This window comes from Salinirubellus litoreus, from assembly GCF_037335815.1.
Classification (GTDB): domain Archaea; phylum Halobacteriota; class Halobacteria; order Halobacteriales; family Haloarculaceae; genus Salinirubellus; species Salinirubellus litoreus.
This window is the reverse complement of the sequence record NZ_CP147841.1, coordinates 1258419-1283316: the sequence shown is the minus strand read 5'-3', so window position 1 is coordinate 1283316 and position 24898 is coordinate 1258419. Positions and strand designations below refer to the sequence as shown.

The following is a 24898-nucleotide window of genomic DNA, read 5'->3' as shown; positions in this document are numbered from 1 at the left end:
TCGCGCAGGGTCGACGGACGAACGTATTAATTTAATAGTTAATAGCTATAATTATCCTCGGGTAGTTCCGATGGAAACACGCACATTCGGCGAGACGACCGACACCGACACCGACGCACGAACGGACCGCCCCGGCGGGCTCTCGCGGCGGACCGCGCTCGGCCTGCTCGGGCTGGGAACGGTGGGAGCAATAGCGAGTTCTCCCGGCCGTGCCGCACCGGACGAGCGGTGTTTCACGATCAACGGCGGCAAGATAGCCGGCCGGATACTCCCGCCCCCGACGCCCGAGTCGCTTCCGAGTACCGAGGGGATCCTCAGGGGCGCGGGCCCGCTCAACGGCTCAACCGCCCTCGCCATCGAGGAACTCGTGCCGTCGGCGGGGCTGTCTACAGTACCCTCCGACACCGTCTCCTACAGGGGTGTGTTCGAGATAGCCACCAATTGGGGGACCCTGACGCTACAGGACGTGGGGATCTTCGACTCCGACCTGGCTTCCGACGGCGAGTTCACCAGCCGGGGACGGGTCACCGATGGAACGGGCCGGTGGGAGGGAGCGACCGGGATCCTGTTCTTCTGGGGGGACACCGACGAGAACGGCGCGTTCACCGCGGAGGCCAACGGCACGGTCTGCGTCCCGAAGTCGTGAGCCCGTAGCCGTCGACGACACCTCCCGAGGGGCCCGGACGTAGCGCCCGGAACACCGTGGCGAGGTCGTCACCGCACCCGGTGGTCCGGTCGCCCACGACGGATCGAGTGGGGCGGGTGTCCGAGGGGGTGACTTACGCCCGGCCTAACGCGGACGACGGTGGAAAGACCCTTATCCACCCACACGCTGGACCGAATGATGGCAGGACTCGCGGACGTCTTCCTCACCCCGCTGGGCCTCGCCGCCCTCGCCGCCCTCGTCCCGCTCGCCCTCCTCTACCTAGTGCGGCCGGAGCCGACCCGGCTCCGGTTGCCGACCCTGGAGTTCCTCGAGTCGGGCGACGAGGCCGGCACGGACAGCCCCGCCCTCGAGAAGCTCCGGCGGAACCTCCTGCTGTTGATCCAGGCGCTCGTCATCGTCGCGGTGGCGCTCGCGCTCGCCTCGCCGTACGTCACCGTCAGCGGCACCGAGACGGTCGAGGAGACGGTCGTAGTCCTCGACGCGAGCGCGAGCATGACGATCGGCGACGCCGACGGTGGGACACGGTTCGCCCGCGCGAAGGCCATCGCACAGGAGGTCGTCACGGGGACGACCTCGGTCGTAGTCGCCAGGGAGAGCCCGGAGGTGGTGCTCAGACGCGGGAGCAGCGACGACGCCACGGCCGCCATCGACGAGGCCGGCGTCACGGACGTCGACGGGGACCTCGCGGCCGCGATCACGGCGGCGGCCGCCGTCGGCGACCAGGAGGCGCGTATCGTCGTCGCCTCGGACTTCGCCGGCTCGGACGCCTGGCGGACCGCCGTCGAGACCGTCCGGGGGCGCGGCTACACCGTCGACGTCAGGCAGGTCGGCGGGCGGGTCGACAACGTCGGCCTCATCGCCGCCGAGTACGGGCGGACGGACGTCACGGTCTCGGTGAAGAACTACGGGGAGAGCGAGGTCGAGCGGACGGTGAGCCTGGGGGGCGAGCGCGAACGGCTCACGCTCCAGCCGGGCGACGTCGGGACCGCGACGCTCCCGGTGCCGACGGGCAACAGCGAGGTGCGCCTCTCGCCCGGCGATAGCTTCCCCGTCGACGACCGGCTCCACGTCGCCGGCCCCGGGGAGGCCCAGATACGGGTGCTCCTGCTCACGAACGAGGAGAACCGGTACCTGCGGACGGCCCTGGAGGTGCTCGACGAGGTGGACCTGACGGTCGACAACCCGCCGACGACCATCAGCCGGTCCTACGACGTGGTGATCTTCTCGGGCGTGGACGGGGACCGCCTGCTCCAGTCGACGCGGGACCGGGCGGTCGAGATCGCCGGGAACGGCGGGGGCGTCATCGTCGGCGCGCAGGGGAACCTGGGCTCGATCAGCTACGGCCGACTGCTCGCGGTGGAGCCGAACGGCACCGCGACCAACCCCTCGCTTCGGGTCGACAGCGACCCGCTGGTCCGGGGGATCCAGCTCCCGCCGCCGCAGGTGTACCAGCGGGCCGAGCTGAAACGGGACGCCGAGGCGATCGTCACCGCGGACGGCTCGCCGTTCATCGCCCGCGCGCCGCTCGGCGAGGGGCGGCTGCTCTACTACGGCTACCTCCAGGACGACTCGGCGTTCCAGTTCCACTACCAGTATCCGGTGTTCTGGAAGCGGGCGGTCTACGAGGCGGCGGGACGCGAGCCGCTCCCGGCGACCAACTACGAGACGGGGGCACGCCTGCCGGTCCCGAACGGGACGACCGTCGAGACGCCGGCGGGGAGCGTGACGCCCGAGTCCGGGACGCTCGTCCTGACCGAGACGGGGTTCTACAGCTACGGCGAGCGTCGGGTGGGCGCGTCGCTGCTCAGCGAGTCCGAGTCGAACGTCTCGGCCCCGGCGCTCTCGACCGGTCCGGGTGGGATGGTCCAGGAGCGCGAGGAGGAGGTCCCGAGGCCGCTCGACTTCTCGCCGCTCGCCGCGAGCGGGGCGCTGCTGTTCGTCCTCGCCGAACTGTCGTACCTGCGGTGGCGGGGTGACCTCTGATGGCGGTCGCGCTCTCGGACCTCTGGTCGTCGTTCGAGACCACCGTTCGCGGGGTGACCGTCGGGGTCGAACTCCCGGGGGTCCTCCTCGCGCTCCCGGTCGCGCTCGCGCTCGCCGCCTGGCTCACCTTCCGGTTCCGGGGGTCGGGCGGCGACTGGCCGCGCCGCCGTCGCGTCCTCCTGTTCACCACCCGGGTCGTCGTCGTGATCTGTCTGGTGCTCGCCGCGGCGGGACCGTACACCGTCGTCTCTCGGACGACGCCGGGCGACCCGCAGGTCCAGATGCTCGTCGACGAGTCGAGGTCGATGGGGGTGACGGGCGCGGACCCGGCCGACCTCGCCAGCGACATCGAGGCGGAGGGCGTCCCGGTGACGAGGTCGGTGATCGCCTCGGAGAACACCTCCCGCATCGGCGACGCCGTCGTCGCGAACGTCGACCGCGGGTCGTCCGTGCTGCTGGTCTCCGACGGGCGGGTGACCGGCGGACGCTCGCTCGACGAGGCCGCCGAGATCGCCCGGAGCGCGAACGCGACGGTCCACACGCTCGATCTCTCGGTCCGCTCGCCCGAGCGATACGTCAGCCTCGCGGGGCCGGCGAAGACGAGCGTGGGCGTCCAGAACGCCTTCCTCGTCAGGGTCGGCGGCGCGGGGATCGGGAACGGCTCCGCGACCGTCACGGTCTCGGCGGACGGGACACCCATCGCGACCGGGGAGGTGGCGGGTGAGGGGGCCTACGAGTTCACCTACACCTTCTCGGAGATCGGCAGCCACGAACTCACGGTTCGGCTCGAGAGCGACGACCGATTCGGAGCCAACGACGTCTACTACAAGTCCGTCCGGGTGGTCCCGAAGCCGAGGGTGCTCTACGTCGCCCGCGGGGAGTACCCGTTCGGTGACCTCCTGGAGCGGCTCTACGACGTCGAGCGTGCGGACTCGATCCCGTCGGACCTCTCGCCGTACCAGACGGTCGTGCTCCAGAACGTGCCGAACCTGGCGCTGGGGAACGTCTCGGCGCTCCAGCAGGCGGTCATCAACGGGACGGGCCTGGTCGTCGCGGGCGGGCCGAGCGCCTACGAGCGCGGCGGCTACCAGAGCTCCGCGCTGGCCTCGACGCTCCCGGTCTCGTTCGGCGAGGGAGGCGGCCGGACAGCCCGCATCACCCTGCTGGTCGACATCTCATCGAGCGCCCAGTCGGGGATGCGGGTCCAGAAGTCGATCGCACTCGACGTCCTCGAACAGCTCGGCGACGAGAACGAGGTCGGCATCGTCGGGTTCAACACCCGCGCGTTCAGGGTGCAGGACGTCGTCGAGCTCGGGGGGAACCGATCGCAGCTCCAGTCGAAGATCAGGCGGCTGAACAGCCGCGGCGGGACGGACCTCGGCGTGGGGCTCCGGGGGGCCTCGGACCTGCTCTCCGGCCCCGGGACGGTCATCGTCATCAGCGACGGGAACGACCGCGGGAGCACCGCCGTCCAGGCCGCGCGGCGGCTCGGCGCGCGGGGCACCCAGGTCATCACCGTCGGCGTCGGCAACCCCGTGAACGACGAACTGCTCACGGAGGTCGCGGGCGTGACCGGCGGGCAGTTCCTCCGGGCGGACGAGACCGACCGCCTGCGGCTGCTGTTCGGCGGTGACTCCCGGACGTTCGCCTCGGACAAACTCACCATCGTCGACCGGAATCACTTCATCACCGCCGGCGTGGAGACGACCGCGAACCCGCCGCTGGTCCACGACGTGAGCGTGCGGCCGGGCGCGGACTTCCTCGTCGCCGCCGGCGACGGGACGCCCGCGATCGCCCAGTGGCGCTACGGGCTCGGCCGCGTGGTCTCGATCACCGCCTACGGAAACGACGGGACGCTCGACGGCCTGCTCCAGGAGCCGGACTCGCTGCTGCTCACGAAGTCGGTCAACTGGGCCATCGGCGACCCCGAGCGGGGCGCGACCGGGGTAGTCTCCGCGCCGGACACCCGCGTCGGCCAGCCCACCCGGATCCAGTACGTCGGCGAGGATCGCCCGGCGGGTCCGCCGACGTTCCGCCAGGTCGGCCCCCGGACCTACGAGACGACGGTGACGCCGACCAGGACCGGGTTCGAGACGGTGGTGAACACCACCTACGCGGTGAACTACCCCGACGAGTACGCGCCGCTCGGCCCCGCCGGGGGACTGGCGTCGCTCGCACGGATGACCGGGGGCGAGCGGTTCCTGTCGGGCGAGGCCGAACGGATCGCCGAGGTCGTCACCCAGCGGGCCATCAGCACCCGCGACGTCAGGCAGGAGTGGGGGTGGGTCCTGTTGACGGCCGCGCTGATCGTGTTCCTGCTCGAGGTCGTCGCGCGCCGGCTCGGGGCCTACCGGCGCGCGAGCGGGCGTCGGGCGACCACGCGGACCGGGAGGGGGGTGGAGAGTGAGAACGACTGAGACAGTCGACTGCGGCCGCACGGACAAGAAGTATGTCCGTCCGGGAACTGGAGACCCACAATGAAACTCATCGGAAGCAGCATCAACCTCGCGCTCGTGTTGCTCATCGCCGTCAGCGTCGCCGGGACGGCCGGCGCGACGATGTTCTACCAGGAGTCGGTGTCGGACATGCGCCAGCAGAACGATCAGCTGCGCACGCAGAACCAGCAGCTCCGGGAGGACCTCTCCGAGACCCGCTCGGAGCTACGGAGTGCGCGCAACGAGCTCGAGCAGGTGAACGAGAGCATAGAGACCCGACAGCGGGACCTCCAGCAGGTCACGGAGGACCTCCGGGAGACCGAACAGCAGCTCAGTCAGGCGGAGAGCGAACTCGCCGAGACGCAGGACTCGCTCCAGACCGCACGCGGGGAGCTCCAGCAGGCGAGACAGGAGCGCGACCGCCTGGAGCAGGACGTAAACCAGCTCCAACAGGAGCGGAACCGGCTCCGGAACCAGGTCGACACCCTCGAACAGCAGCGCGAGGACCTCGAGGAGGAGGTGGCCGAACTGGAGGAGGAGGTGAACCAGCTCGAGGACGAGAACACGGAGCTCCGCCGGACCGTCACCGCACAGGAGAACCAGATCGAGTCGCTCCAGCAGACCGTAAGCGATCAGGAGAACCGGATCGAGCAGCTCGAACAGCAGCTGGAGGAGGCACGCTCCTCGTCCTCGTCTTCGTCCTCGCGGGACGAGCCCCAGCCGTCGAGGAGGCCCTGAACCGTGGCGGAGGGTAGTCGGACGACCGACGAGCGCCTCCCGGTCGGCGAGGCCCGCGAGCGGGTCGAACGGGCCGTCGGCCGGGTCCGGCGCGAGGGGTACAAGGCGGCCGCGATCCAGGCCGTCGTCGACCTCGCGGTCGTCACGCTCGCGGTCAACCTCGGGCTGACGGTCCTCGGCCTCGACCTCCCCGGCCCGGAGTACACCCCCCAGGCCATCGCCGCCGGGGTGGGCCTCCTCGTGGGCGTCGTCGAGTTCGTCATCCGGGTCCGCGTGCCGCTCGTCGAGCGGTTCGAGGAGGTCAATCCGGAAGTCCGCGAGGCGCTCCGGACGGCCCGGGACGCCGCCCGGGCCGGCTCCGAGACCCGCGTCGCCGCCCGCCTCTACGAGGACGTCCTCGCGGGGCTCCGCCGGGCGTCCAGCGCCGACCTCGTCTCGACCCGCCGGGTGGCCGGCGGCGTCGTCCTCGTGATCGTCCTCTCGGCGGCGACGGTCCAGGCGAGCGTCGTCGGGATCGACCTGACGGGCGGCCCAGAGGACCTCGACACCGGGAACGAGGACCGGGACGAGGACGACTACAGCGGGCTCGAGGACGGCGAGGAGATCCTGGGCGAGGAGACCGACGTCGACGGCGGTGACGACGATCTCGACGCGGTCATCGGCGGCTCGGCCGGCGGCGAGGAGGACAGCGAGACCCAGGACCGCTCCTACGAGGGCGGCGGATTCTCCGCCTCGGGCTCGTACGACGCCCAGCAGTCGGGGTTCGCCCCCGCCGACGAGGTCGAGAACGCCGACATCATCCGCGAGTACAACGTCCGCATCCGCCAGAACGAGGAGACATGAACGACAGACGAGAGGACGACGAAGACGCATGAACGACCGCTCCGATACGACCCCGACCGACGGCAGTGACGTACAGTACGACGGCGACACCGCGGCGCGAACCACGGACATCGACATCGACACCCTCCAGGAGCGACTCGAGGAGGTCCGCGAGCAGGTCGGCAAGCGGCTCGTCGGCCAGCGGGAGGTCCTCGACGACCTGCTGATCTGTCTGCTGTGTGATGGCAACGCCCTCCTCGAATCGAACCCGGGGCTGGCGAAGACGCTCACCGTTCGCACCCTCTCGAACGTCATCGACCTCTCGTTCTCGCGGGTGCAGAACACGCCCGACCTGATGCCCTCGGACATCACCGGGACCGAGATCATCCGGGAGGGCGAGGGCGGTCGGGACTTCGTCTTCGAGAAGGGGCCGATCTTCGCGAACATCGTCCTCGCCGACGAGATCAACCGCGCGACGCCGAAGACCCAGGCCGCTCTCCTCGAGGCGATGGAGGAGAAGCAGGTGACTGCCGCCGGCGAGACCTACCGGCTCCCCGAACCGTTCTTCCTCCTGGCGACACAGAACCCGATCGACCAGGAGGGGAGCCTCCATCCCGACGAGTCGCTCTACATGGACGGCCGGCTGTGGCGTGCCGGCGACGCGCTGGAACACGCCCGCGAGCACGGCGAACTCGTCCACGAGAGCGACGACACCCGGATGTACGACGTCGGCGGGACGACGCAGACGCTCGGTCCCGGTGGCGAACTCGGAGAAACGCCCTGCATGGTCTACGAGGTGGACTACGAGGGCGAGACGTACACCGTCGAGACGAAGACCGGACGGACCATTCGGGTCTCGGCCGACCACCCGTTCCTCGTCAACCGGACCGGGGCGATACAGTGGGTGAAGGCCCGCGAACTGGACGAGGACGACCACCTCGTCGCGCCACGAGAGATGGACCTGCCGACGGAGCCGTTCCCGTCCCACGGTAAAGCGATGGAGCGGCTCGAATCCGAGCACGGCCACCACGTCGTTCGACGCGAGCGGGTCGCCGCACTCGACGAACGACTCGACGAGGGCGAACTGCTCTCGTCCGACGAGATCGACGACCTCCGTATCGCAGCGGGGCTCACGAAGCGGAAACTGGCCGACCGGGCGGGCACCAGCTACGATCGGGTGCTCTCCTACCTCTCCGGGACGGAGAACGGTGTCGGCGAGGCACTCCACGAGGCACTCCGTAGCGCCAACGTCGAAGGCGGCGATCACACCGAATCGCACGCGAGACACCGAATCGATGACGAGCTCACGGACGAGGAGGCGGGTCTCCTCCTCGGCCTCGTCCTCGCCGAGGGCCACGTAACCGATTCGAGCGTCGCCGTACGCCAGAAGAACCTCCCCAACCTCCTCGACCGATGGATCGACATCGTCGAGCGCGTCGGCCTCGACGTGCGCATCCGCGAGGACGACACCGGACGCGAGGCTACGGTCGACTCGAAGCCGTTCGTCGACTACCTCGCCGAGCGCTACCACCTTCACGAGCCCGAACGACTCCTCTCGGCCCCCGAGGCGTTCAAGCGTCCGTTCCTCGAGACGTTCCTGCTCACCGAGTCCCACTACGACGCGGAACAGCGTCGCGTGACGTTCGTCCAGACCGACCGCACCCTGACGAACCTCGTTGCTCATCTCCTCCTCGGGGAGGGCATCGTCCCGTGGCTGTACGAGCGCGAGGACCGCTTCGAGGTGCGGATACAGGGCGAGGACGTCGCGCGGTACCTCGACCGGTTCGAGTGGCGCGGGGACGAGCCCGACGTCGAGGCGTTCGAGTCGGCTCACCGAACGACCCCGCTTCCGGCCGAGCCCGTCGATCGAGTCGTCGACCGGCTCGGGATGAAACACGACTCGCCGCTCTCCGAGCGGGACTGGTATAACTCCTACCGGTGGCTCGGGGAACGACGCGACCGGATGGCGACGAGCCACTTCGAGTCGTTCCTCGAGGACGCCGAGCGGACGCTCGCCGACCGGCGAGGACGGGACCTCCGGACGAGCATCGTCGACGACCTCGGCGACACCGCGAGGGCGTGTGGCCTGTCGCTGACCGACGTCGTCGACGGATCTGGACTGACGAAACACCAAGTCTGGAGCGCCTACGAGTCGGAGGAACGACCCCGCGAGGCCGTCTCGTACGTCGTCGAGGAGTACACCGACCGTATCGACGAGGCCACAGAGCTGACCGAGTACCTCCGCGGACTGGTCGATGGCGACGTGTTCTACGACCGGGTGACGAGCATCGAACGCGAACCCTACGAGGGGCCGGTCGTTGGGCTGAGCGTCCCGGAGACCCACAACTACCTCGCTGGGCTCGGCGCGTGCGGCATCAACCACAACACCTACGCGTTGCCCGAGGCGCAGTCCGACCGCTTCCTGCTGAAGATCCTCGTCGACTATCCCTCGCTGGAGGAGGAGATCGAGGTCGTCGACCGCTACACCTCGCGGCTCGACCGGACGATCCCCGTCGAGACCGTGCTCGACCGGGCGGAGCTCCGGGAGGCCCAGGAGCTCACCCGCGAGGTACCGATCGCCGAGGACATCCGTGACCGAGCCGTGGGGCTCGTCCGCGAGACCCGCGAGGCGGACCACATCGAGTACGGGGCCTCCCCGCGGGCGAGCATGGCGCTCGTCGTGACGGGGAAGGCCCGTGCGCTCCTGGAGGGCCGCTCGTACGTCAGCGAGGCCGACATCGAGGCGATGGCAAAGCCAGTGCTCCGCCACCGGATCATCGTCGACTTCCGGGCCGAGCGCGAGGGGATGACCTCCGACGACGCCGTCGAGGAACTGCTGTGAGACGACCACTCCGGCCATGACCATCGAACCGGGGTTCCTCGACGAGATCGAGCGCTACGCCCGCTCGCAGAAGCGCAACGTCGCCTCGCAGTTCCAGGGCGAGCAGCGCTCGGCCGAGCGCGGCGAGGGGCTCACGTTCGCGGACTACCGGCGGTACGCCCCGGGCGACGACACCCGGCGGATCGACTGGAAGCTGTTCGCCCGCACCGACGAGTTCTACGTCAAGGAGTACGAGGCCGAGCGCAACCTCACGGTCCACGTCCTGCTCGACTCCTCGGCGTCGATGGACTTCGCGGGCGAGGAGGGCCTCCCCACGAAGTTCGAGTTCGCCGCCAAACTGGGGCTGGGCTTCGCCTACCTCGTCGCCCGCGAGCACAACGACTTCCGGTTCGTCCGGTTCGACGAGACGTACGACCGGCTCGACCGCGGCCGCTCGAACCGGGGGGAGGTGCTCGGGCTGGTCGACACGCTCAACGCCATCGAACCGGCCGGCGACGCCGACTTCGGGCGGGCGCTCGAGTCCTACGCCGCGACCATCGGCTCGCGCTCGCTCGTGCTGGTGGCGAGCGACTTCCTCGAACCGGCCGACGAGATCGAACGGGGGCTCGAAGCGCTCGCGCGGAACAAGCTCGTCCTCGCGCGGGTCATCGATCCCGTCGAGCGGGACCTCCCCGTCTCGGGCGACGCCGTCGTCGAGGGGCTCGAGGAGGAGCGCACCCTCCGAACGCACCTCGGGAACCGCCGGCGCGAGAGCTACCGCCAGCGCCTCGACGCGCACGTGGACGACGTGGCCGCGCGCGCGAGAACCCTCCGGGCCCGCCACGAACTCCTCGGGACCGACGCCGAGTTCTTCGAGGCCTTCGGGCAGGTCTGGGCGGAATGACGTCCTCCCCGCCATGAACGGCGGGGTTTCCCTCGCAGGACAGCGGGCCGGTCCCACGTCCCCGAAGGCAACTTCCTCTCCCCGCGTGGAGAGTACCGGGTTCGTACACGGTGCGTGAGCCGCGTGCGCGGTGTGGCGAGTTGCGCGTCCACGTCGGACGCGGTATCTCCTTGCACTGCGGTCGATACCGCATCGACCGACCCCCCACGGTTGGACGGTGGGTGGATACGGGCCGTGCCATCGGCCTGCCTGCCCTTCATACCACGATGGGCAGGCTCAATCGCGGGAGGCTCGCGTTTTTGATGACGGAGGAACGCCAAACCACCTCCAATTTTCCGCGTTGAGCTTGTCGCCAATACACTGTCAGGTGGGTTAATACCGGCGGTTGCGTCTCTGTTGTCCGATTCACGTCCGCCCTGAAGGGCAGGACTCTCACCTCGGTTCAGGTAGTCCGACCCGGCTACAGCGACGGGGCGGCGTGCCACCCGACGGAGTACGACGCGACCTCCCCGGGGTCGTCGGTCGCGTAACTCGCCTCGAACCGCCAGGCGTCCCCTCCGCCCAGCCGCTCGAAACTGTCGACGGCCGTCCCGACGATCGCCCCGTCGGCGTCCTCGAACTCGACTCTGACCTGGACGAACGCGATCCGCTCGTCGAGTTCGTTCCGGACCGCTCCCCGGACGCCCACGCGATCGGCCCCGCGGTCGAGCGGCCCCTCCGAGACGGTCACCGGCGGGGTCGATTCGCGCCCCCCGGGGGTCTCCAGCCCGGCGGTAGCGGCTTCGCTCCCGGCTCCGGTCTCGACGCCGGAGCCGAGACGCGATCGGAGGTCCCGCCACGCCCGGGCGAGGGGGCCACCTCGCTCGCTCTCGGGCCCGAACGGCGAGCCGAAGTGGACGCTCTCGACGGTCTCGGGGTCGACGTACGCGTACCGCCCCATCCACTCGCGGTACGGCACCCCATCGCGAGTAGTGAGGAGCCGCGGGCCGCTGATCACCGCGGGCGTCCCCTCGCTGTCGGTGTAGCGCACGCCGCCGACGATCTCCCGGTCGTCGGTCACGACGCGGGCCGTGACGGGCACCTCCAGCCGCCGGAGCAGGTACTCCCGGGGATCGACCCGGAGGCGCGTCAGCCCGTACACCCGGCCGTAGAGCACTACGAGCCCGTGACCGAGCGCCCCGCCGACGAGGACCGCGACGACCAGGAGCGCGACGTACCCCTCCAGGGTGACGTCGGTGACGACGGCGAGTTCGCCGTCGACGCTACGGACGGCGACGACGCCCGGGAAGGCGACGCCGGTTCCCGCCAGGAGCCCCGCGCTCGCGACGAGGCTCAGGGCGGCCTTCTCGTACTCGGACCAGTCGACGGGGCCGGCGTACCGGGCGAAGTAGAGGGCGACACGGAACCGCACGTACCCGGGAAGGAGGACGAGCGCGAGGACGATCTGGCTCGGGACGGGGAGCGTCGCCATCTCCGGGCGACGGCCGTCAGGCCCCTCCGTCGTCCCGGGGCCCGTCGGCCGCCTCGTCGCCCCCGTCGTCCATCGTCGTCCCGTCGGCCGTCCCGTCCTTGAGCCCGCCGGGGACCCGCTCCGGCGGCGCGTCGTCGAGGTGATCCCGCGGGCCGTGACTCATGTCCTCACGCGTCCGGCACGCAAAGCGGCGTAATAAACCTTGGAGGCCGCGCGGAGTCGGACAGTTCGGACCGTCCCGTGGTGTTTTTTGCCCCGCCGGGGGAGGGGGGCGTATGACACGAGCGCTCGTCGTCGGCGGGACGCGGTTCGTCGGTCGACACACCGTCGAGGAGTTCCTCGACGCCGGCTACGAGGTGACGATATTCAACCGCGGGAACAGCGAGAACCCGTTCGCCGACGACGACCGGGTGGAACGCGTCGAGGGCGACCGGACGGTCGAGGGGGAGGTGAAGCGGCTGTCGATGGAGGTCGACCCGGACGTGGTCATCGACTGCGTGGCCTACCACCCCCGGGAGGTCCGGGTCGCCACGGAGGCGTTCGCGGACGCCGACGCCTACGTCTACGTCTCCTCGGGGGCCGCCTACGGCGCGAACCGGATCCCCAAGCGCGAGGACGAGACGCCGCTCCACGACTGCACGCCCGAGCAGGCGGTCGACGACTCCTGGGACAGCTACGGCCCGCGGAAGGCCGAGGGCGACCGCGCGGTGTACGAGGCCGCGGAGCGGGGCGTGAACGCGATGAGCGTCCGACCGCCCGTGATCTACGGCCCGCACGACTACACCGAGCGGTTCGACTACTGGATCGACCGCGTCGAGAACTTCGACCGGGTGGTCGTCCCGGGCGACGGGACGAACCTCTGGCACCTCGTCTACGTCGGGGACGTCGCGCGTGCGCTCCGGACGGTCGCCGAGGCGGGCGAGCCGGGCGAGACGTACAACGTCGGCGACGGCCACGCCCCGACGCTCGGCGAGTGGGTCGATCGTATCGCGGAGGCCTGCGACACGGCGGTCGAGCGGGTGTTCGCCGGTCCCCGCGAACTGGCGGCCGCCGACCTCGAACTCGCCGATTTCCCGCTCTACCGGGAGTATCCCCACCTGCTCTCGACGACGAAGCTCCGGTCGCTCGGGTGGGGCTCGACCGACCACGGGACGGCGCTCGCGGCGACGGTCGCCGACCACCGCGACTCCGAGCGGACGGGTCGGGAGAACGGCCCGGACCGCGAGGCCGAGGAGGGCGTGCTCTCGATACTCGACACCGTCTGATACGCACGGTCGTGGCGATCTACCAAGTGACCACCGGGCTCGTCCGGGCGGGGCCGACGGTCACCGGTAGAGGACTACAGCCGTCCGTACGAGCGCCGTGACTACAGCCGCAGCGGCTCGCGGTCGGGGTCCAGCCGGAGGACGTGAACGGCCTCGGCCGAACCCTCCCACCACTCCTCGACCCGCCACCGCCGGTAGACGTCCGTGCCCGGCCCCTCGACGGTGTACCCGAGCCGTTCGGCCACCAGTCGCCACTCCTCGTCGGCGTCCGGTCCGACCTCCACGAACACCGTACGGTACCCGTCGCGGGTGAAGTCGACCGCGACGGCGTCCGCACTGGCGTAGAGGGCTCCCGGCGCCGTCCTCCGTCCCGACACCTGCCGATCGTTCTCGTTCTCCTCCACGTTCCCCCCGGTCGTGGAGCGTCCCCCCGAGACCACGCCCGGCACGTTAGCATCAAAGGTAGGACTACTAACAGCTTTCGGCCGGCACGGGCGCTCGCCGGCCGACTGGAGGGCGAGACGGCGTGTTCGGTGGTCGCGCTCGGTTCGGTCGAGTGGCGGTGAGCGATCGGAGCCGTTCGAGGGACCGCGTAGCGACCCCTCGTGACGGACGAACGGAGCGAGGGGAGGGAACCGTTAAACGCGTGCCGCCGTCATCTCGGGTATGTTCCGGAAATCGACGTGGATCCGCCTCCCGCGGGACGTGGTGGTGGGTCACGGCGTCCTCGACCGGACCGTCGAGGCGGTCGAGGACCTCTACCTCGACGGCCGGCCGCTGGTCGTCACCTCGCCGACGCCGAACGAGCTCGCCGGCGACCGGGTGGCCGCGGCGTTCGCCGACGCCGGCCACGACCCCGTCCGGATCGTCGTCGAGGACGCCTCGTTCGCGGAGGTCGAGCGGGTCATCGAGCGGGCCGAGCGCGAGGAGGTGGGATTCCTCGTCGGCATCGGCGGCGGCAAGCCCATCGACATCGCGAAGATGGCGGCCGACCGCGTCGACCGCGCGCTCGTCTCCGTCCCGACGGCGGCGAGCCACGACGGCATCGTCTCCGGGCGCGGGAGCGTCCCGGAGGGGGACACCCGCCACTCGGTCGCGGCCGACCCACCGGTAGCCGTCATCGCCGACACGGAGGTGCTCGCCGACGCCCCCTGGCGGCTCACGACCGCGGGGTGTGCGGACATCATCTCGAACTACACCGCGGTGAAGGACTGGCAGCTCGCCCACCGGCTCAAGAACGTCGAGTACTCCGAGTACGCGGGCGCGCTCTCGCAGATGACCGCCGAGATGCTCGTCGGCAACGCGGACTCGATCAAACAGGGGTTAGAGGAGAGCGCGTGGGTGGTCGTCAAGGCGCTGGTCTCCTCGGGTGTGGCGATGTCCATCGCGGGCTCCTCCCGGCCGGCGTCGGGCGCGGAGCACCTCATCTCCCACCAGCTCGACCGCATCGCGCCCGGGCAGGCGCTCCACGGCCACCAGGTCGGCGTCGGATCGATACTCACCGAGTACCTCCACAGCGGCGAGGACGGCGAGTGGCGACAGGTGCGGGACGCCCTGCGGAGCATCGGCGCGCCGACCACCGCGGAGGGGCTCGGCGTCGATCCCGAGACGATGGTCGAGGCGATGACCACCGCACACTCCATCCGCGACCGCTACACCATCCTCGGCGACGGCGTCAGCGAGGAGGCGGCCGTCGAGGCCGCGACGGTGACCGACGTCATCTGATCCGCTCGGACCGGTCCCGAACCCCGACCGTGCACCCGTCGGATCGGGCGTTTCCCTGCCGTACCAAGCCCCCCCGTCCGACCGGGGAGCCGCGGGATGCAGGGGTGACTGGCTGCGGTATTTCGGACGAAATCGCACGACTGCGCGGCGTTTTACCCGACGTACCAAACCGTATAGGTGTGGTCGTCCCCACCGTATCTCCATGAGCGCCACCGCGGCGGCGACCGGCGGGGACCTGACCGACAAGCAGCGACGAATCCTCCAGTACCTGCGGGAGCAGGCGGCGATGAAGACCTACTTCAAGTCACGGCTCATCGGCGAGGAGCTCGGGCTCTCGGCGAAGGAGGTCGGGACGAACATGACCGCTATCCGCGACGGCGAGTTCGACGTCGAGGTCGAGAAGTGGGGCTACTCCTCGGGGACGACCTGGAAGGTGACGGTCTGATACGGACGGGTGTAACGATGTACCGATGATCGTCCGGTCGGGTCGGCGGTCATCGGTAAAAGACTACAACCGTCCGTACAGTCCGCCTCCATCCCCGATTCGGCCCTCCCCCGCACGCTCGACCGTCCCGCGTGATCGCACGCCTCAGCCGTCGTATCTCACGTACTCGGCGGCCTCGCTCGCGAACGCGACGGCGTCGGGTCCGAACGAGTCCGCGTACCTGACGACGAGCATCAGCAGGGCTTCCGGCCGTTCGAGCGCGTAGCCGTCCTCGCGGGAGAGCAGACCCGCCGAGTCGAGTTCGGCCGCGTACTTCGAGACGGTCGAGCGCGAGACGTCCAGGGTCTCGGCGAGGTCACCGCCCGAGGCGTCCGGGTCGCGAAGGAGCGCGAGCACCATCCCCCGGGCGGTCCCGCGCCGGAGGTAGCCGAGCGCGTCCTGCTCGAACGCCGAGAAGCGCCCGGCGGGGAAGAACCGGCGGTAGTCGCCGTCGCGTCTGGACTCGACGGTCCCGCGCTCCTCGAGCCGGCGGAGGTGGTGCTGGGTCTCGCCGGTCCCGAGTTTGAGGTCGTCGCGGAGCTTCGAGAAGTGCGCGCCGGGCGTCGTCGCCAGGTAACCGAGGATGGCGTCGCGGACGTTCGAACTCGAGGCGCTACCGCTCGATCCGTCGCCGGCGAGTCGCGTCAGGGGGCTCGCCGCTCCGAGCGCCGCGAACCGCCGGAGCGTCGACCGCTTGGACTCGTCTACCCCCCGCTCCTCTCCCATACGTCCGCCTATTCGGGCTCCGCGGTAAAACCCCTTTGCCTGTTCGCGCGCCGCCCTCGGTCGGGCCGGCTCACTCCGGTTCGGGCTCGCGCTTCGACTCCTCCCCGTCGGCCGCGCCGTCCTCGGCGGCCGTGTCGTCCGTCCCGGACTCCGGTTCGGGCTCCGACTCCGATTCGGGCTCGGGGACGTCCGGTTCGGGCATCTCGTCGTCCATCTCCTCGATCACCTCGTCGGCGCTCCGGATATCCGTCGGGTCCGCACCCTGCTTGATGGCTTCGGCCTCCTGCTCCATCGCCTCGGTGTCGATCTCGGCCTCCTCGTCGATCTGCCCGAGGATCTCCTCGATGTCGTCGAGGCCGAGCATCTCGCGGGTCTCCTCGTCGAAGTCCATGCTGTCGAGGAGCTGGCCGTCGGTCTTCACGTCGCTTCCGGTGAGGTGCTTGCCGTAGCGGCCGACGAGCGAGGTGAGCTCCTGGGGCAGGACGAACGTGGTCGACTCGCTCTGACCGATCTCCGCGAGCGTCTCCATCCCCTTGTCGATGACCGCCCGTTCGCCCATCGACTCGGCGGACTTCGCCCGGAGGACCGTCGAGATGGCGTCACCCTGCGCCTCGAGGATCTGGGACTGCTTCTCACCCTGGGCGCGGATGATGTTCGACTGCTTGTCACCTTCGGCGGTCTCGATGGCGGAGCGGCGTTCACCCTGCGCCTCGAGGATCATGGCACGGCGGCGGCGCTCGGCGGAGGTCTGCTGCTCCATCGCCTGCTGGACGTCCTGGGAGGGGTTGACCTCCCGGACCTCGACGCTCTCGACGCGGACCCCCCACTCGTCGGTGGGCTCGTCGAGTTCGCGACGGATGCGGGCGTTGATCTCACCGCGCTTGTTGAGCGTGTCGTCGAGTTCCATGTCGCCCAGCACCGCCCGGAGGGTCGTCTGGGCGAGGTTGGAGACGGCGCGCTTGTAGTCGTCGACCTCGAGGAACGCCTTCTTCGCGTCCATCACCTTGATGTAGACGACGGCGTCGGCGGTCACCGGCGAGTTGTCCCGCGTGATGGCCTCCTGGCGCGGGACGTCCAGGGTCTGGGTCCGCATGTCGAACGCGTAGGTGCGGGAGACGAACGGCGGGATGAAGCTGATGCCGGGTTCGAGGAGTTTGCGGTACTCCCCGAACACCGTCAGCGCGCGCTTCTCGTAGGCGTTGACGATCTCCACCGCCTGGTAGACCGCGACGATGGCGATGGCCAGCAGTACGAGCGCGACCACGGGGAGGGCGATACCCGTCTGCAACGGGATGAGCATAGTAGACGTACGGAGAAGACGGGTATAAGAGTTGGCACCGAGGGGGTTTACGGTCGGCGCAGGCCACCGCGCGCGCCGTTCCGCGGGCGGACCGTCGGGAACTGGCACTCTCGGTGATCGAGACGACGTGGCGGGCGAGCGGAACAGCCGCCGTACGTGCGGGCGGTGAAGCTGCCTCCGACGGCCCCGTTCCGGACCTGACCTCGGGGAGTGCGTTCGCCACCTTAAATACGGGACCCCTCGACCCCCCGGACAGACATGACAGATCGGACCGTCTGGCTGAAGGCCGACGACGAGGTGGGCGACTGGGAGGCCCGCAAGCGGCGCATCACCGCCGGACTGGAGGCGGGCGTCGACTGGGTTCTCGTCGACCGGCACGACGTGGCGAAGGTCCGCGAACTGGGTCGAGTGAACGTCGCGGCGTTCGCCGGCGACGACGTCCACGTGATGGACGCCGAGGGTGGCGAGGAGGCCGAACCGGATCTCCTCGTCGTCGGCAAGGGTGGGGAGGGCGACGGCACCATCGACCTGCCGAGCGATCTCTCGGGGAGCGCCGATCTGACCACCCTCCGGCGGTCGGACCAGGCCGCGCAGGGATCCTACGTTCGGATCACGAGCCCGGACCACGAGGCGTTCGCGGAGGCGGCGGCCGCCGACGCCGAGTACACGCTCGTCGTCGGCGAGGACTGGAAGATCATCCCCCTGGAGAACCTCATCGCGCGCATCGGCGAGGAGACGAGCCTCGTGGCGGGCGTCCGGTCGGCCGAGGAGGCCCGGACGGCGTTCGAGACGCTCGAACTCGGTGCCGACGGCGTCCTCCTCGACACGGACGACGCCGACGAGATACGGGAGACGGTCCGTCTGCGCGAGGAGGCCGACCGCGAGACGCTCGATCTGGAGTACGCCACCGTCACCGAGATCGAGCAGACGGGCAGCGCCGACCGGGTCTGTGTCGATACGGCCTCGATGTTCGCGGAGGACGAGGGGATGCTCGTCGGGTCGATGGCGCGGGGGCTGTTCTTCGTCCACGCCGAGACGGCGGAGTCGCCGTACGTCGCCTCGCGCCCGTTCCGCGTAAACGCGGGCGCGGTCCACGCCTACGTCCGCTCGCCCGGCGGCGAGACGAAGTACCTCGCCGAACTCGGCTCGGGCGACGAGGTGCAGGTCGTCGACACGTCCGGGAAGACCCGCGAGGCGCTCGTGGGACGGGTGAAGATCGAGCGACGACCGATGTTCCGCGTCCAGGCCGAGACCGAGGGCGGCGACCGCATCGAGACGCTGCTCCAGAACGCCGAGACGATCAAGGTGGCCACCCGGGAGGGTCGCAAGGCGGTGACCGACCTCGAGGTGGGCGACGAGATGCTCGTCTACTACGAGGATACCGCGCGGCACTTCGGCGAGGCCGTCGAGGAGAACATCATCGAGAAGTAGCGGGATCGTCACCGGACGTCGGGCGGTACGCCGGTCGGTTCGGGTTCGTCCGCGCGAGACACGTTGCGTGAGACGAAGCGGACGTATATACGAGGCGGCAGGAAACCGGAAAAGCAGATGGCGAACGCGCTTCTATCGGCGGACCACCGTACCCCCCGGTACCTCCTGGGGTTCGCAGTCGCCCTCGCGTTCGTCACCGCCGGTGAGATCCTCCTCCGTGCCCTCGGAGTCGCTGGGCCGAACGCCCCGGCGGTCTTCGCGGACGAGTTCCTCATCGGCCTGCTCACGACCGTACCGTTCGTCGTCCTGCTCGGATACGCCGGCTACTGGCTCGAACGGAGCGACCTCGGCCCCGGACGCTACTCCCGGGTCGGGGCGTGGACCGCCGGTGGGACGATCAGCTTCCTCGCGATCAACCTCGCGCTCATGGCGGTCATCCCCGTCGACCCGTGGATCGCCGTCGCCTGGGCGCGCTGGGCGGTCGCCATCGGCGGCGGCATCGGCGTCCTCGTGGGTGTCTCCGAGGAGCGGGCGATCCACAGTGCCATCGAGGCCGAACGTGCGGCGCTGGAGGCCGAGCACCTCGAATCCCAGCGCGACCTCCTCGAGTACCTCAACGGCCTCCTCCGACACGAGGTCATCAACGCCGCGAACGTCGTCTCCGGCTACGCCGCGACCCTGATGGACGAGCACTCCCCGGGCGACCGGACCCACGACTACAGCGAGACGATCCACCGCCAGAGCGAGGACATGGCCGCCGTGATACGCGACGTCCGAGTGCTGCTGAACGCGATGGCCGGCGAGTCAGAGCTGGAGTCGGTCGATCTCGGCGACGTGCTCGCCGAGGAGGTAGAGAAGCTGGAGGAGCGGTACGAGCGGGTCGAAGTCGAGACGGACGTCCCCGACGGGGTCCGTGTCCGGGCGAACGCACTGCTCCCGCGCGTGTTCTGGAACCTGCTCTCGAACGCGGTCGAGCACAACGGCGGCGACACGCCGCACGTCTCCGTGGTCGTCGAGGCGGCCATCGACGCGGTCGCCGTCGAGATCACCGACGACGGATCCGGCATCCCCGACGGGGCCGCCGACACCCTGTTCACTCGACCGGACCTCGGCGGCGCGGACCACGGGATCGGCCTCTACCTCGTGTCGGTACTGGTCGACTCGTACGGCGGAACCATCGAACTGACCGACACCGGCCCGGACGGGAGCACGTTCACCGTCGAACTCCCGCTCGGAGCGCCGGATCTGGCCGGTCGCGTCGCGAGCGAGCGGCCCACCGCGGTTTCGTCCTGAGCACACCGGAGAGGGCTCGAGGACTCTCCGGCCTCCCCCCTTCGCACGAACCTTTGTGCCTGCGCCGAAATATCGAGTATATTCTACGACACGAAAACATTAACTATAGATAATTATGAAGTGAGAAGTAGCGCTCGCCGTGCCGAGTAGAGCGGGCGAGGACCTGTGGAGACGAGCGCGGGAGACGGAGATCACTATGTCAGCGACAACAGGAGACGCGAACGAAGCGGCGATCGAGGAGTTCGACGAGGCGCTTCGGGGGGAACTGATCCGACCGGAGGACCCCGAGTTCGACGAGGCGCGCGCGATCTACAACGCGATGATCGACAGGGAGCCGGCGTTGATCGCCATGTGCGAGGACGTCACCGACGTCGCCGCGGCGGTGAACTTCGGACGCGAACACGGGCTCGAAACGGCCATCCGTAGCGGGGGACACAACGGCCCCGGCCTGTCCCTGGTGGACGACGGCCTGGTCGTCGACCTGTCAGAGATGACGGGAATCCGCATCGACCTCGACGCGATGACCGTGGCCGTCGAGCCCGGCTGTACGTGGGGCGACGTCGACCACGCGACCCACGGGTTCGGGCTGGCGACGGTCAGCGGGATCATCTCGACGACCGGCGTCGGCGGCCTGGCCCTCGGCGGCGGCCACGGCTATCTGACCCGCAGGTACGGCCTGACCTGCGACAACCTGGTGAGCGCGGACGTAGTGCTCGCCGACGGCAGCCTGGTCCACGCCAGCGAGACGGAGAACCCGGACCTGTTCTGGGCGCTGCGTGGTGGTGGCGGCAACTTCGGCGTCGTCACGAGCTTCGAGTTCCAGCTCCACCCCGTCGACACGGTGGTCGCCGGGCCGATGTTCTGGCCCCTCGATCAGCTCGAACCGACGATGAAGTGGTACCGCGAGTGGCTCCCACAGCAGCCCGAGGACGTCTACGCCTTCTACCTGGTCGCGGAGGTCCCGGGTGACCCATTCCCGACCGACATCCACGGCGAGAAGGTCTGCGGGCTGATGTGGTGCTACCTGGGAGACGGGGACGTCGACGACGTGCTCGGGCCGGCCCGCGACGTCGCGGAACCGCTGTTCGAGCACGTCGGGGAGATGCCCTACCCGGCGCTCCAGGCGATGTTCGATGGATTCTATCCGCCGGGCGACCACTGGTACTGGAAGGGCGACTTCGTCCGGGAACTGACCGACGAGGCCATCGCCGCACACGAGCGCTTCGCCGAGGTGCCGACCCCCCAGTCGACGATGCACCTCTACCCCATCGACGGTGCCGTCCACGACGTCGACGCTGACGAGACCGCCTGGCGCTACCGGGACGCCACCTGGTCGATGGTCATGGCTGGCGTCGCCTCGGATCGGGACGAGACCGAGCGGATAACCGACTGGGCCCGGGACTACTGGGAGGCGCTCCACCCGCACTCGGCGGGCGGTGCGTATGTCAACTTCATGATGGAAGAGGGAGAGGACCGGATCCACGCCACCTACGGCGACAACTACGAGCGACTCCGGGAGGTCAAGGCCGAGTACGACCCGGAGAACGTCTTCCACGTGAACCAGAACATCGAGCCGGCGAACTGAACACACCGTCTCGACCTTTCCTCGAACGACCGATGCGAGCAGGTATCAGCTCGCCCGTCGTTCACCGGGACCCTGCTACCGTACGATCGACTCCTCGCCGTCACCGTACCCGGGGCCGACGTCGATCGGTTCGGTACACCAGTGACAGAAGTCGAGGGACGCGTCGACCTCCCTGCCGCAGTGGGGGCAGTTCGCGGCCCCGCGCTCGGTCCTGCGGGAGCGCTCGTTGAGCCGCGAGGCCAGCCAGTAGGCGTCGAGCGTGCTGAACAGGGTGATCGACCCGAGCGCGAGCGCGGCCCCCGTCGGGAGCGCGGCGAGCGCCCCGAGCGTCCGCTCGACGATCGCGAGCAGGCTCCCGGACCCGACCGACGGGACCGTCACGGCGAGCGTACCGATCCAGAGGGCGAACCAGAGCAGCGCGCGCATCCACGCCCGCAGGTAGAGGTGCCCGAGTCCGGGCTGGAGGAACGCCAGCATGGCGGCCAGCCACGGCCGCTTGTAGGTCGGTCGCCCGGTCACTCCCGGATGATTCCCGCCCGCCGCACATAGGCCTTCTGCGGGTGTAGACGACCCCTCTTGAATGGGGGCCTCAGCGGAGTTCGTCGACCAGCCGCGAGAGCGTCCCGAGCTCGTACTGGCCGGGCGCGGTCGCCCGCGACGGGTCGACCGGCGCGTAGCCGATCCGGGAACCGTACAGCGGCGCGACGACGCGCGTGTGCCGACCGGCCTCGCCCATCGCCATCGTCGCCAGCGTTCGCCCCGCGGAGGCGTGCGCCCGCGTCACCGCCAGCAGCGCGAGCGTGTCGTCGGGGCTCTCGGCCGTGACCGCGAGCTTCGCGACGTCGCCGTACTCGCTCGCCCGCTCGACGAGCCGCCGGAGCTCGCTCCGTGGCGGCGTCCCCTCGAAGTCGTGGACCGAGACGACCACTTTCGTCCCCGACTCCCGGGCGGCCTCCACGACGTCGAGGCCGTCCCCGCCGGCCACCTCGTGGAGTTCGACGTCGACCGCCGCGACGGCCTCGTGCTCGACCGCCGCGACGAGGTCCTCGATCCGGCCCTCGTCGGCCGCCTCGCCACCCTCCCACTCCGGGCGATCGGTGACGAGCAGCGGGAGCTCCCCGTCGTATCCCGAGAGAGCATCGAGCGGGTCACCTCCGGCGAGGTCCATCCGGAACTCGACGCAGTCGGCGTGCTCGCGGGCCGCCGGCTCCTCGGAGAGGTCGGCGGTGGCCGCCGCGAGGACGAACTCGTCGAACGAGAGGTCCATGTACGGTGGGTTTCGTGAGGTCCCGACTAAAGCGCGTGGGGTTTCGTGAGGGTGGTGCATCGCCTACGAGTCGTGAGCCGCGACAGCAGTTGGGAACACCTCGAAAGCCCCCGACGGCTACGTCTGCTCACGGGCGGCAAAGCCGCCCGTTCGCACGGCCAGCGAGACGGCAAAGCCGTCTCGCTCGGCTTCCGGGTCGTTGCGCTCCTCTGCCTTCGGCCTGCGGTCCCCGCGTCGTCCGCCTTCCCCTAGCGACTCGGGGCTTTCGAGGTGTTGCAGACGTATCCGAAGTAGCACGCACTGGCCCCTACATCGTCACGTGCTGGGCCACCCATCGGTTCGTCGCGTCCTCCTCGCCATCGGTGTTCTCTCGCCCGACCGACTCGACGACCCGAAGCTGGATCGACCGCTCCTGTTTCGTGACCACCGGAAAGTCGTAGTGTTCGGCCTCGTATCCCGGCTCCCCACCGTCCGACCGCCGCTCGGTCACGAACTCCCGGTGGCGATCCAGTCGCTCGGTCGCCAACGCCTCCGAGATGCGGGGAGCCTCGCCGACCCGCTCGGCGAACGCCCCCACCAGATCGGGTTCGCGCTCGACGCCCGCGGAGTTCCGTCCGGCGACGAGCGCCGCCATCGAGGTCGTCCCGGTCCCCCAGAAGGGGTCGAGTACGGTGTCGCCGTAGACGGAGAACATCAGCACCAGCCGCAGCGGGAGGTCGAGCGGGAACGCCCCCGAGCGTGCCCGGACCTCGCCGGGGAGGGACTGGCGCGTCCCGGTGATCTCCCAGAGGTCCGAGAACCACTCGTTTCGCTCCTCCCAGAAGTAGGCCGACCCGTACCGGGCGTCGTCGCCGGGCGGGAACGAGCGGGTGTCGCCGTTCCGGAACACCAGGAGATGCTCGTGTTCGAGGGTCGGGTAGGCGTTCGGCGGGAGCATCCCGCTGCCCATGAACTTCGCCGCCGAGTTCGTCGGCTTGCGCCAGACGATATCGGGGAGCGCCGAGAGCCCGTGTCCGCGGAGTCTCCGGGTAATCTCGACGTGGTTCGGGTACTGGGAGAAGGTGTCACCGACCGTCCGGGTCGCATCACCCACGTTCACGACCGCGATTCCGCCGGGGACGAGCACACGGGCGACCTCGGCCCACGCGTCGTCGAGCAGGTCGTGCATCAGGTCGAACGCCCGGTCGCCCTCCTCCGCCGAGAGCGCGTCGCGGATCCGGGAGTCCTGCGCCGCGAACGACGCGTCCCACATCTCGATCATCGGGTACGGCGGCGAGGTGACGACGAGTTCGATCGAGTCGTCGGGGAGTGAGAGATCGCGGGCGTCCCCGACGTGGACCTCGTGGGTGGTCTGCACGGGAGAGGGGTCGACGGGACGGGTTAGGTGGCTTGCGGTCCCGGGCTCCGATACTCCGGAGAGCGTCGAGGAGGTGGACGGAGACCGACGTCGCTAGGAGGGGGAATCCCAACCGCTTTTGACCGCGGCGGCGCTACGACGCGCCGAGGGCACGTAGCTCAGCTAGGACAGAGCGTCGGACTTCTAATCCGATGGCCGTGGGTTCGAATCCCACCGTGCTCGTCCCGGGGCGTTCGCTCACTGCGCTGCCGACCACAAGCCGTTTCACTCCCCGAACCATCGACCGCACAATGTCGTCCGGTTTCGAAGACGCCAAAGGAAACGTGATCGAGACGATCGAGGAGCTCGACGAGGACGACGACTTCGTCTTCGTCGCGAGCGAGACCGTCGAGGGCTCCGGGGACGAGCTCTCCATCCAGAGCCACGTCGGGTCCGCGGACGACAACACGCCCTACGCGAACCTGGTGGGGATGCAGATGCTCCTGATGCACCGGTACTTCGAGGACTACCCGCTGGAGCGGGTCGCCGAGGACTGCCTCAGATCCGCGCAACTGATGGCCGAGAGCGGGGCGATAGAAGAGGACTGACGCGCCGAGCGACGCCTCGCCGTTCGGTGAGGGCCTC

21 protein-coding genes, 1 tRNA gene and 3 pseudogenes are annotated in these 24898 nt (G+C 69.6%); 17 read left to right on the top strand and 8 right to left on the bottom strand.

The window, feature by feature from the left end:
• Positions 1 to 70: 70 nt before the first annotated feature.
• The 9 genes and pseudogenes from WDJ58_RS06260 to WDJ58_RS06225 all read left to right on the top strand — a co-directional run bounded on the left by WDJ58_RS06260 (position 71) and on the right by WDJ58_RS06225 (position 10370).
• Positions 71 to 646, top strand: coding sequence for a hypothetical protein (locus WDJ58_RS06260; RefSeq protein ID WP_338916784.1), 576 nt, complete (start codon positions 71 to 73; stop codon positions 644 to 646).
• Between the two features lie 198 nt (positions 647 to 844).
• Complete coding sequence (locus WDJ58_RS06255; protein WP_338916783.1) at positions 845 to 2650, top strand: BatA domain-containing protein; 1806 nt, start codon at positions 845 to 847, stop codon at positions 2648 to 2650.
• A complete protein-coding gene (locus WDJ58_RS06250) occupies positions 2650 to 5067 on the top strand; it encodes a VWA domain-containing protein (protein WP_338916782.1) in 2418 nt (805 codons plus the stop codon). Before WDJ58_RS06255 ends, WDJ58_RS06250 begins: the two co-directional genes overlap by 1 nt.
• A 60-nt stretch (positions 5068 to 5127) precedes the next feature.
• Positions 5128 to 5823: a chromosome partitioning protein gene (locus WDJ58_RS06245; RefSeq protein ID WP_338916781.1), complete on the top strand. Its 696-nt coding sequence runs from the start codon at positions 5128 to 5130 to the stop codon at positions 5821 to 5823.
• 3 nt (positions 5824 to 5826) lie between these two features.
• Entirely contained in the window at positions 5827 to 6666 is an 840-nt protein-coding gene (locus WDJ58_RS06240) for a DUF7502 family protein (RefSeq protein ID WP_338916780.1), read from the top strand.
• A gap of 28 nt (positions 6667 to 6694) precedes the next feature.
• A pseudogene (locus tag WDJ58_RS06235) lies at positions 6695 to 7252 on the top strand (AAA family ATPase); the annotation flags it as partial.
• Between the two features lie 24 nt (positions 7253 to 7276).
• Positions 7277 to 9019: pseudogene (locus WDJ58_RS06230) on the top strand (LAGLIDADG family homing endonuclease); the annotation flags it as partial.
• 12 nt (positions 9020 to 9031) lie between these two features.
• Positions 9032 to 9487: pseudogene (locus WDJ58_RS26325) on the top strand (AAA family ATPase); the annotation flags it as partial.
• A 16-nt stretch (positions 9488 to 9503) separates the two neighbouring features.
• Positions 9504 to 10370 (top strand): DUF58 domain-containing protein, encoded by an 867-nt coding sequence (locus tag WDJ58_RS06225; RefSeq protein ID WP_338916779.1) that lies wholly within the window; start codon positions 9504 to 9506, stop codon positions 10368 to 10370.
• Between the two features lie 460 nt (positions 10371 to 10830).
• On the opposite strand, the gene WDJ58_RS06220 is transcribed toward WDJ58_RS06225, so the two are convergent.
• On the bottom strand, positions 10831 to 11841 hold the full coding sequence (locus WDJ58_RS06220; protein WP_338916778.1) for an FxLYD domain-containing protein: 1011 nt from the start codon (positions 11839 to 11841) through the stop codon (positions 10831 to 10833).
• 16 nt (positions 11842 to 11857) lie between these two features.
• Positions 11858 to 12004 carry a hypothetical protein gene (locus tag WDJ58_RS06215; RefSeq protein ID WP_338916777.1) on the bottom strand — a complete coding sequence of 49 codons (147 nt, stop codon included), beginning with the start codon at positions 12002 to 12004 and terminating at the stop codon, positions 11858 to 11860.
• Between the two features lie 112 nt (positions 12005 to 12116).
• Between WDJ58_RS06215 and WDJ58_RS06210 the strand changes: the two genes are divergently transcribed.
• Positions 12117 to 13106 carry an NAD-dependent epimerase/dehydratase family protein gene (locus tag WDJ58_RS06210; protein ID WP_338916776.1) on the top strand — a complete coding sequence of 330 codons (990 nt, stop codon included), beginning with the start codon at positions 12117 to 12119 and terminating at the stop codon, positions 13104 to 13106.
• A 101-nt stretch (positions 13107 to 13207) separates the two neighbouring features.
• On the opposite strand, the gene WDJ58_RS06205 is transcribed toward WDJ58_RS06210, so the two are convergent.
• Positions 13208 to 13555, bottom strand: a complete 348-nt coding sequence (locus tag WDJ58_RS06205; RefSeq protein ID WP_338916775.1) for a hypothetical protein — start codon at positions 13553 to 13555, stop codon at positions 13208 to 13210.
• A gap of 217 nt (positions 13556 to 13772) precedes the next feature.
• Here WDJ58_RS06205 and WDJ58_RS06200 point away from each other — a divergent pair, with 217 nt between their 5' ends.
• Together WDJ58_RS06200 and WDJ58_RS06195 are read left to right on the top strand one after the other, a co-directional pair.
• A complete protein-coding gene (locus WDJ58_RS06200) occupies positions 13773 to 14831 on the top strand; it encodes an NAD(P)-dependent glycerol-1-phosphate dehydrogenase (protein WP_338916774.1) in 1059 nt (352 codons plus the stop codon).
• Between the two features lie 202 nt (positions 14832 to 15033).
• Positions 15034 to 15276 (top strand): DUF7123 family protein, encoded by a 243-nt coding sequence (locus tag WDJ58_RS06195; RefSeq protein ID WP_338916773.1) that lies wholly within the window; start codon positions 15034 to 15036, stop codon positions 15274 to 15276.
• Between the two features lie 144 nt (positions 15277 to 15420).
• On the opposite strand, the gene WDJ58_RS06190 is transcribed toward WDJ58_RS06195, so the two are convergent.
• Together WDJ58_RS06190 and WDJ58_RS06185 are read right to left on the bottom strand one after the other, a co-directional pair.
• Positions 15421 to 16041: a winged helix-turn-helix transcriptional regulator gene (locus WDJ58_RS06190; RefSeq protein WP_338916772.1), complete on the bottom strand. Its 621-nt coding sequence runs from the start codon at positions 16039 to 16041 to the stop codon at positions 15421 to 15423.
• 70 nt (positions 16042 to 16111) lie between these two features.
• Positions 16112 to 17341, bottom strand: a complete 1230-nt coding sequence (locus WDJ58_RS06185; protein ID WP_338916771.1) for an SPFH domain-containing protein — start codon at positions 17339 to 17341, stop codon at positions 16112 to 16114.
• A 258-nt stretch (positions 17342 to 17599) separates the two neighbouring features.
• Between WDJ58_RS06185 and WDJ58_RS06180 the strand changes: the two genes are divergently transcribed.
• From WDJ58_RS06180 to WDJ58_RS06170, 3 genes are all read left to right on the top strand, one after another.
• Positions 17600 to 18772, top strand: coding sequence for a 3-dehydroquinate synthase II (locus WDJ58_RS06180; protein WP_338916770.1), 1173 nt, complete (start codon positions 17600 to 17602; stop codon positions 18770 to 18772).
• 117 nt (positions 18773 to 18889) lie between these two features.
• A complete protein-coding gene (locus tag WDJ58_RS06175; RefSeq protein WP_338916769.1) occupies positions 18890 to 20065 on the top strand; it encodes a sensor histidine kinase in 1176 nt (391 codons plus the stop codon).
• Positions 20066 to 20261: 196 nt separating this feature from the next.
• Positions 20262 to 21650, top strand: a complete 1389-nt coding sequence (locus WDJ58_RS06170) for an FAD-binding oxidoreductase (RefSeq protein ID WP_338916768.1) — start codon at positions 20262 to 20264, stop codon at positions 21648 to 21650.
• A gap of 75 nt (positions 21651 to 21725) precedes the next feature.
• On the opposite strand, the gene WDJ58_RS06165 is transcribed toward WDJ58_RS06170, so the two are convergent.
• The 3 genes from WDJ58_RS06165 to WDJ58_RS06155 form a co-directional block, all read right to left on the bottom strand.
• On the bottom strand, positions 21726 to 22169 hold the full coding sequence (locus WDJ58_RS06165; RefSeq protein ID WP_338916767.1) for a zinc ribbon domain-containing protein: 444 nt from the start codon (positions 22167 to 22169) through the stop codon (positions 21726 to 21728).
• A gap of 70 nt (positions 22170 to 22239) precedes the next feature.
• Entirely contained in the window at positions 22240 to 22917 is a 678-nt protein-coding gene (locus WDJ58_RS06160; protein WP_338916766.1) for a type I 3-dehydroquinate dehydratase, read from the bottom strand.
• A 307-nt stretch (positions 22918 to 23224) separates the two neighbouring features.
• Entirely contained in the window at positions 23225 to 24274 is a 1050-nt protein-coding gene (locus WDJ58_RS06155) for a DNA-methyltransferase (RefSeq protein WP_338916765.1), read from the bottom strand.
• Between the two features lie 147 nt (positions 24275 to 24421).
• On the opposite strand from WDJ58_RS06155, the gene WDJ58_RS06150 reads away from it, so the two are divergent.
• Positions 24422 to 24496: transfer RNA gene (locus WDJ58_RS06150), tRNA-Arg, on the top strand.
• 68 nt (positions 24497 to 24564) lie between these two features.
• Entirely contained in the window at positions 24565 to 24861 is a 297-nt protein-coding gene (locus WDJ58_RS06145; protein WP_338916764.1) for a hypothetical protein, read from the top strand.
• Positions 24862 to 24898: the final 37 nt, after the last annotated feature.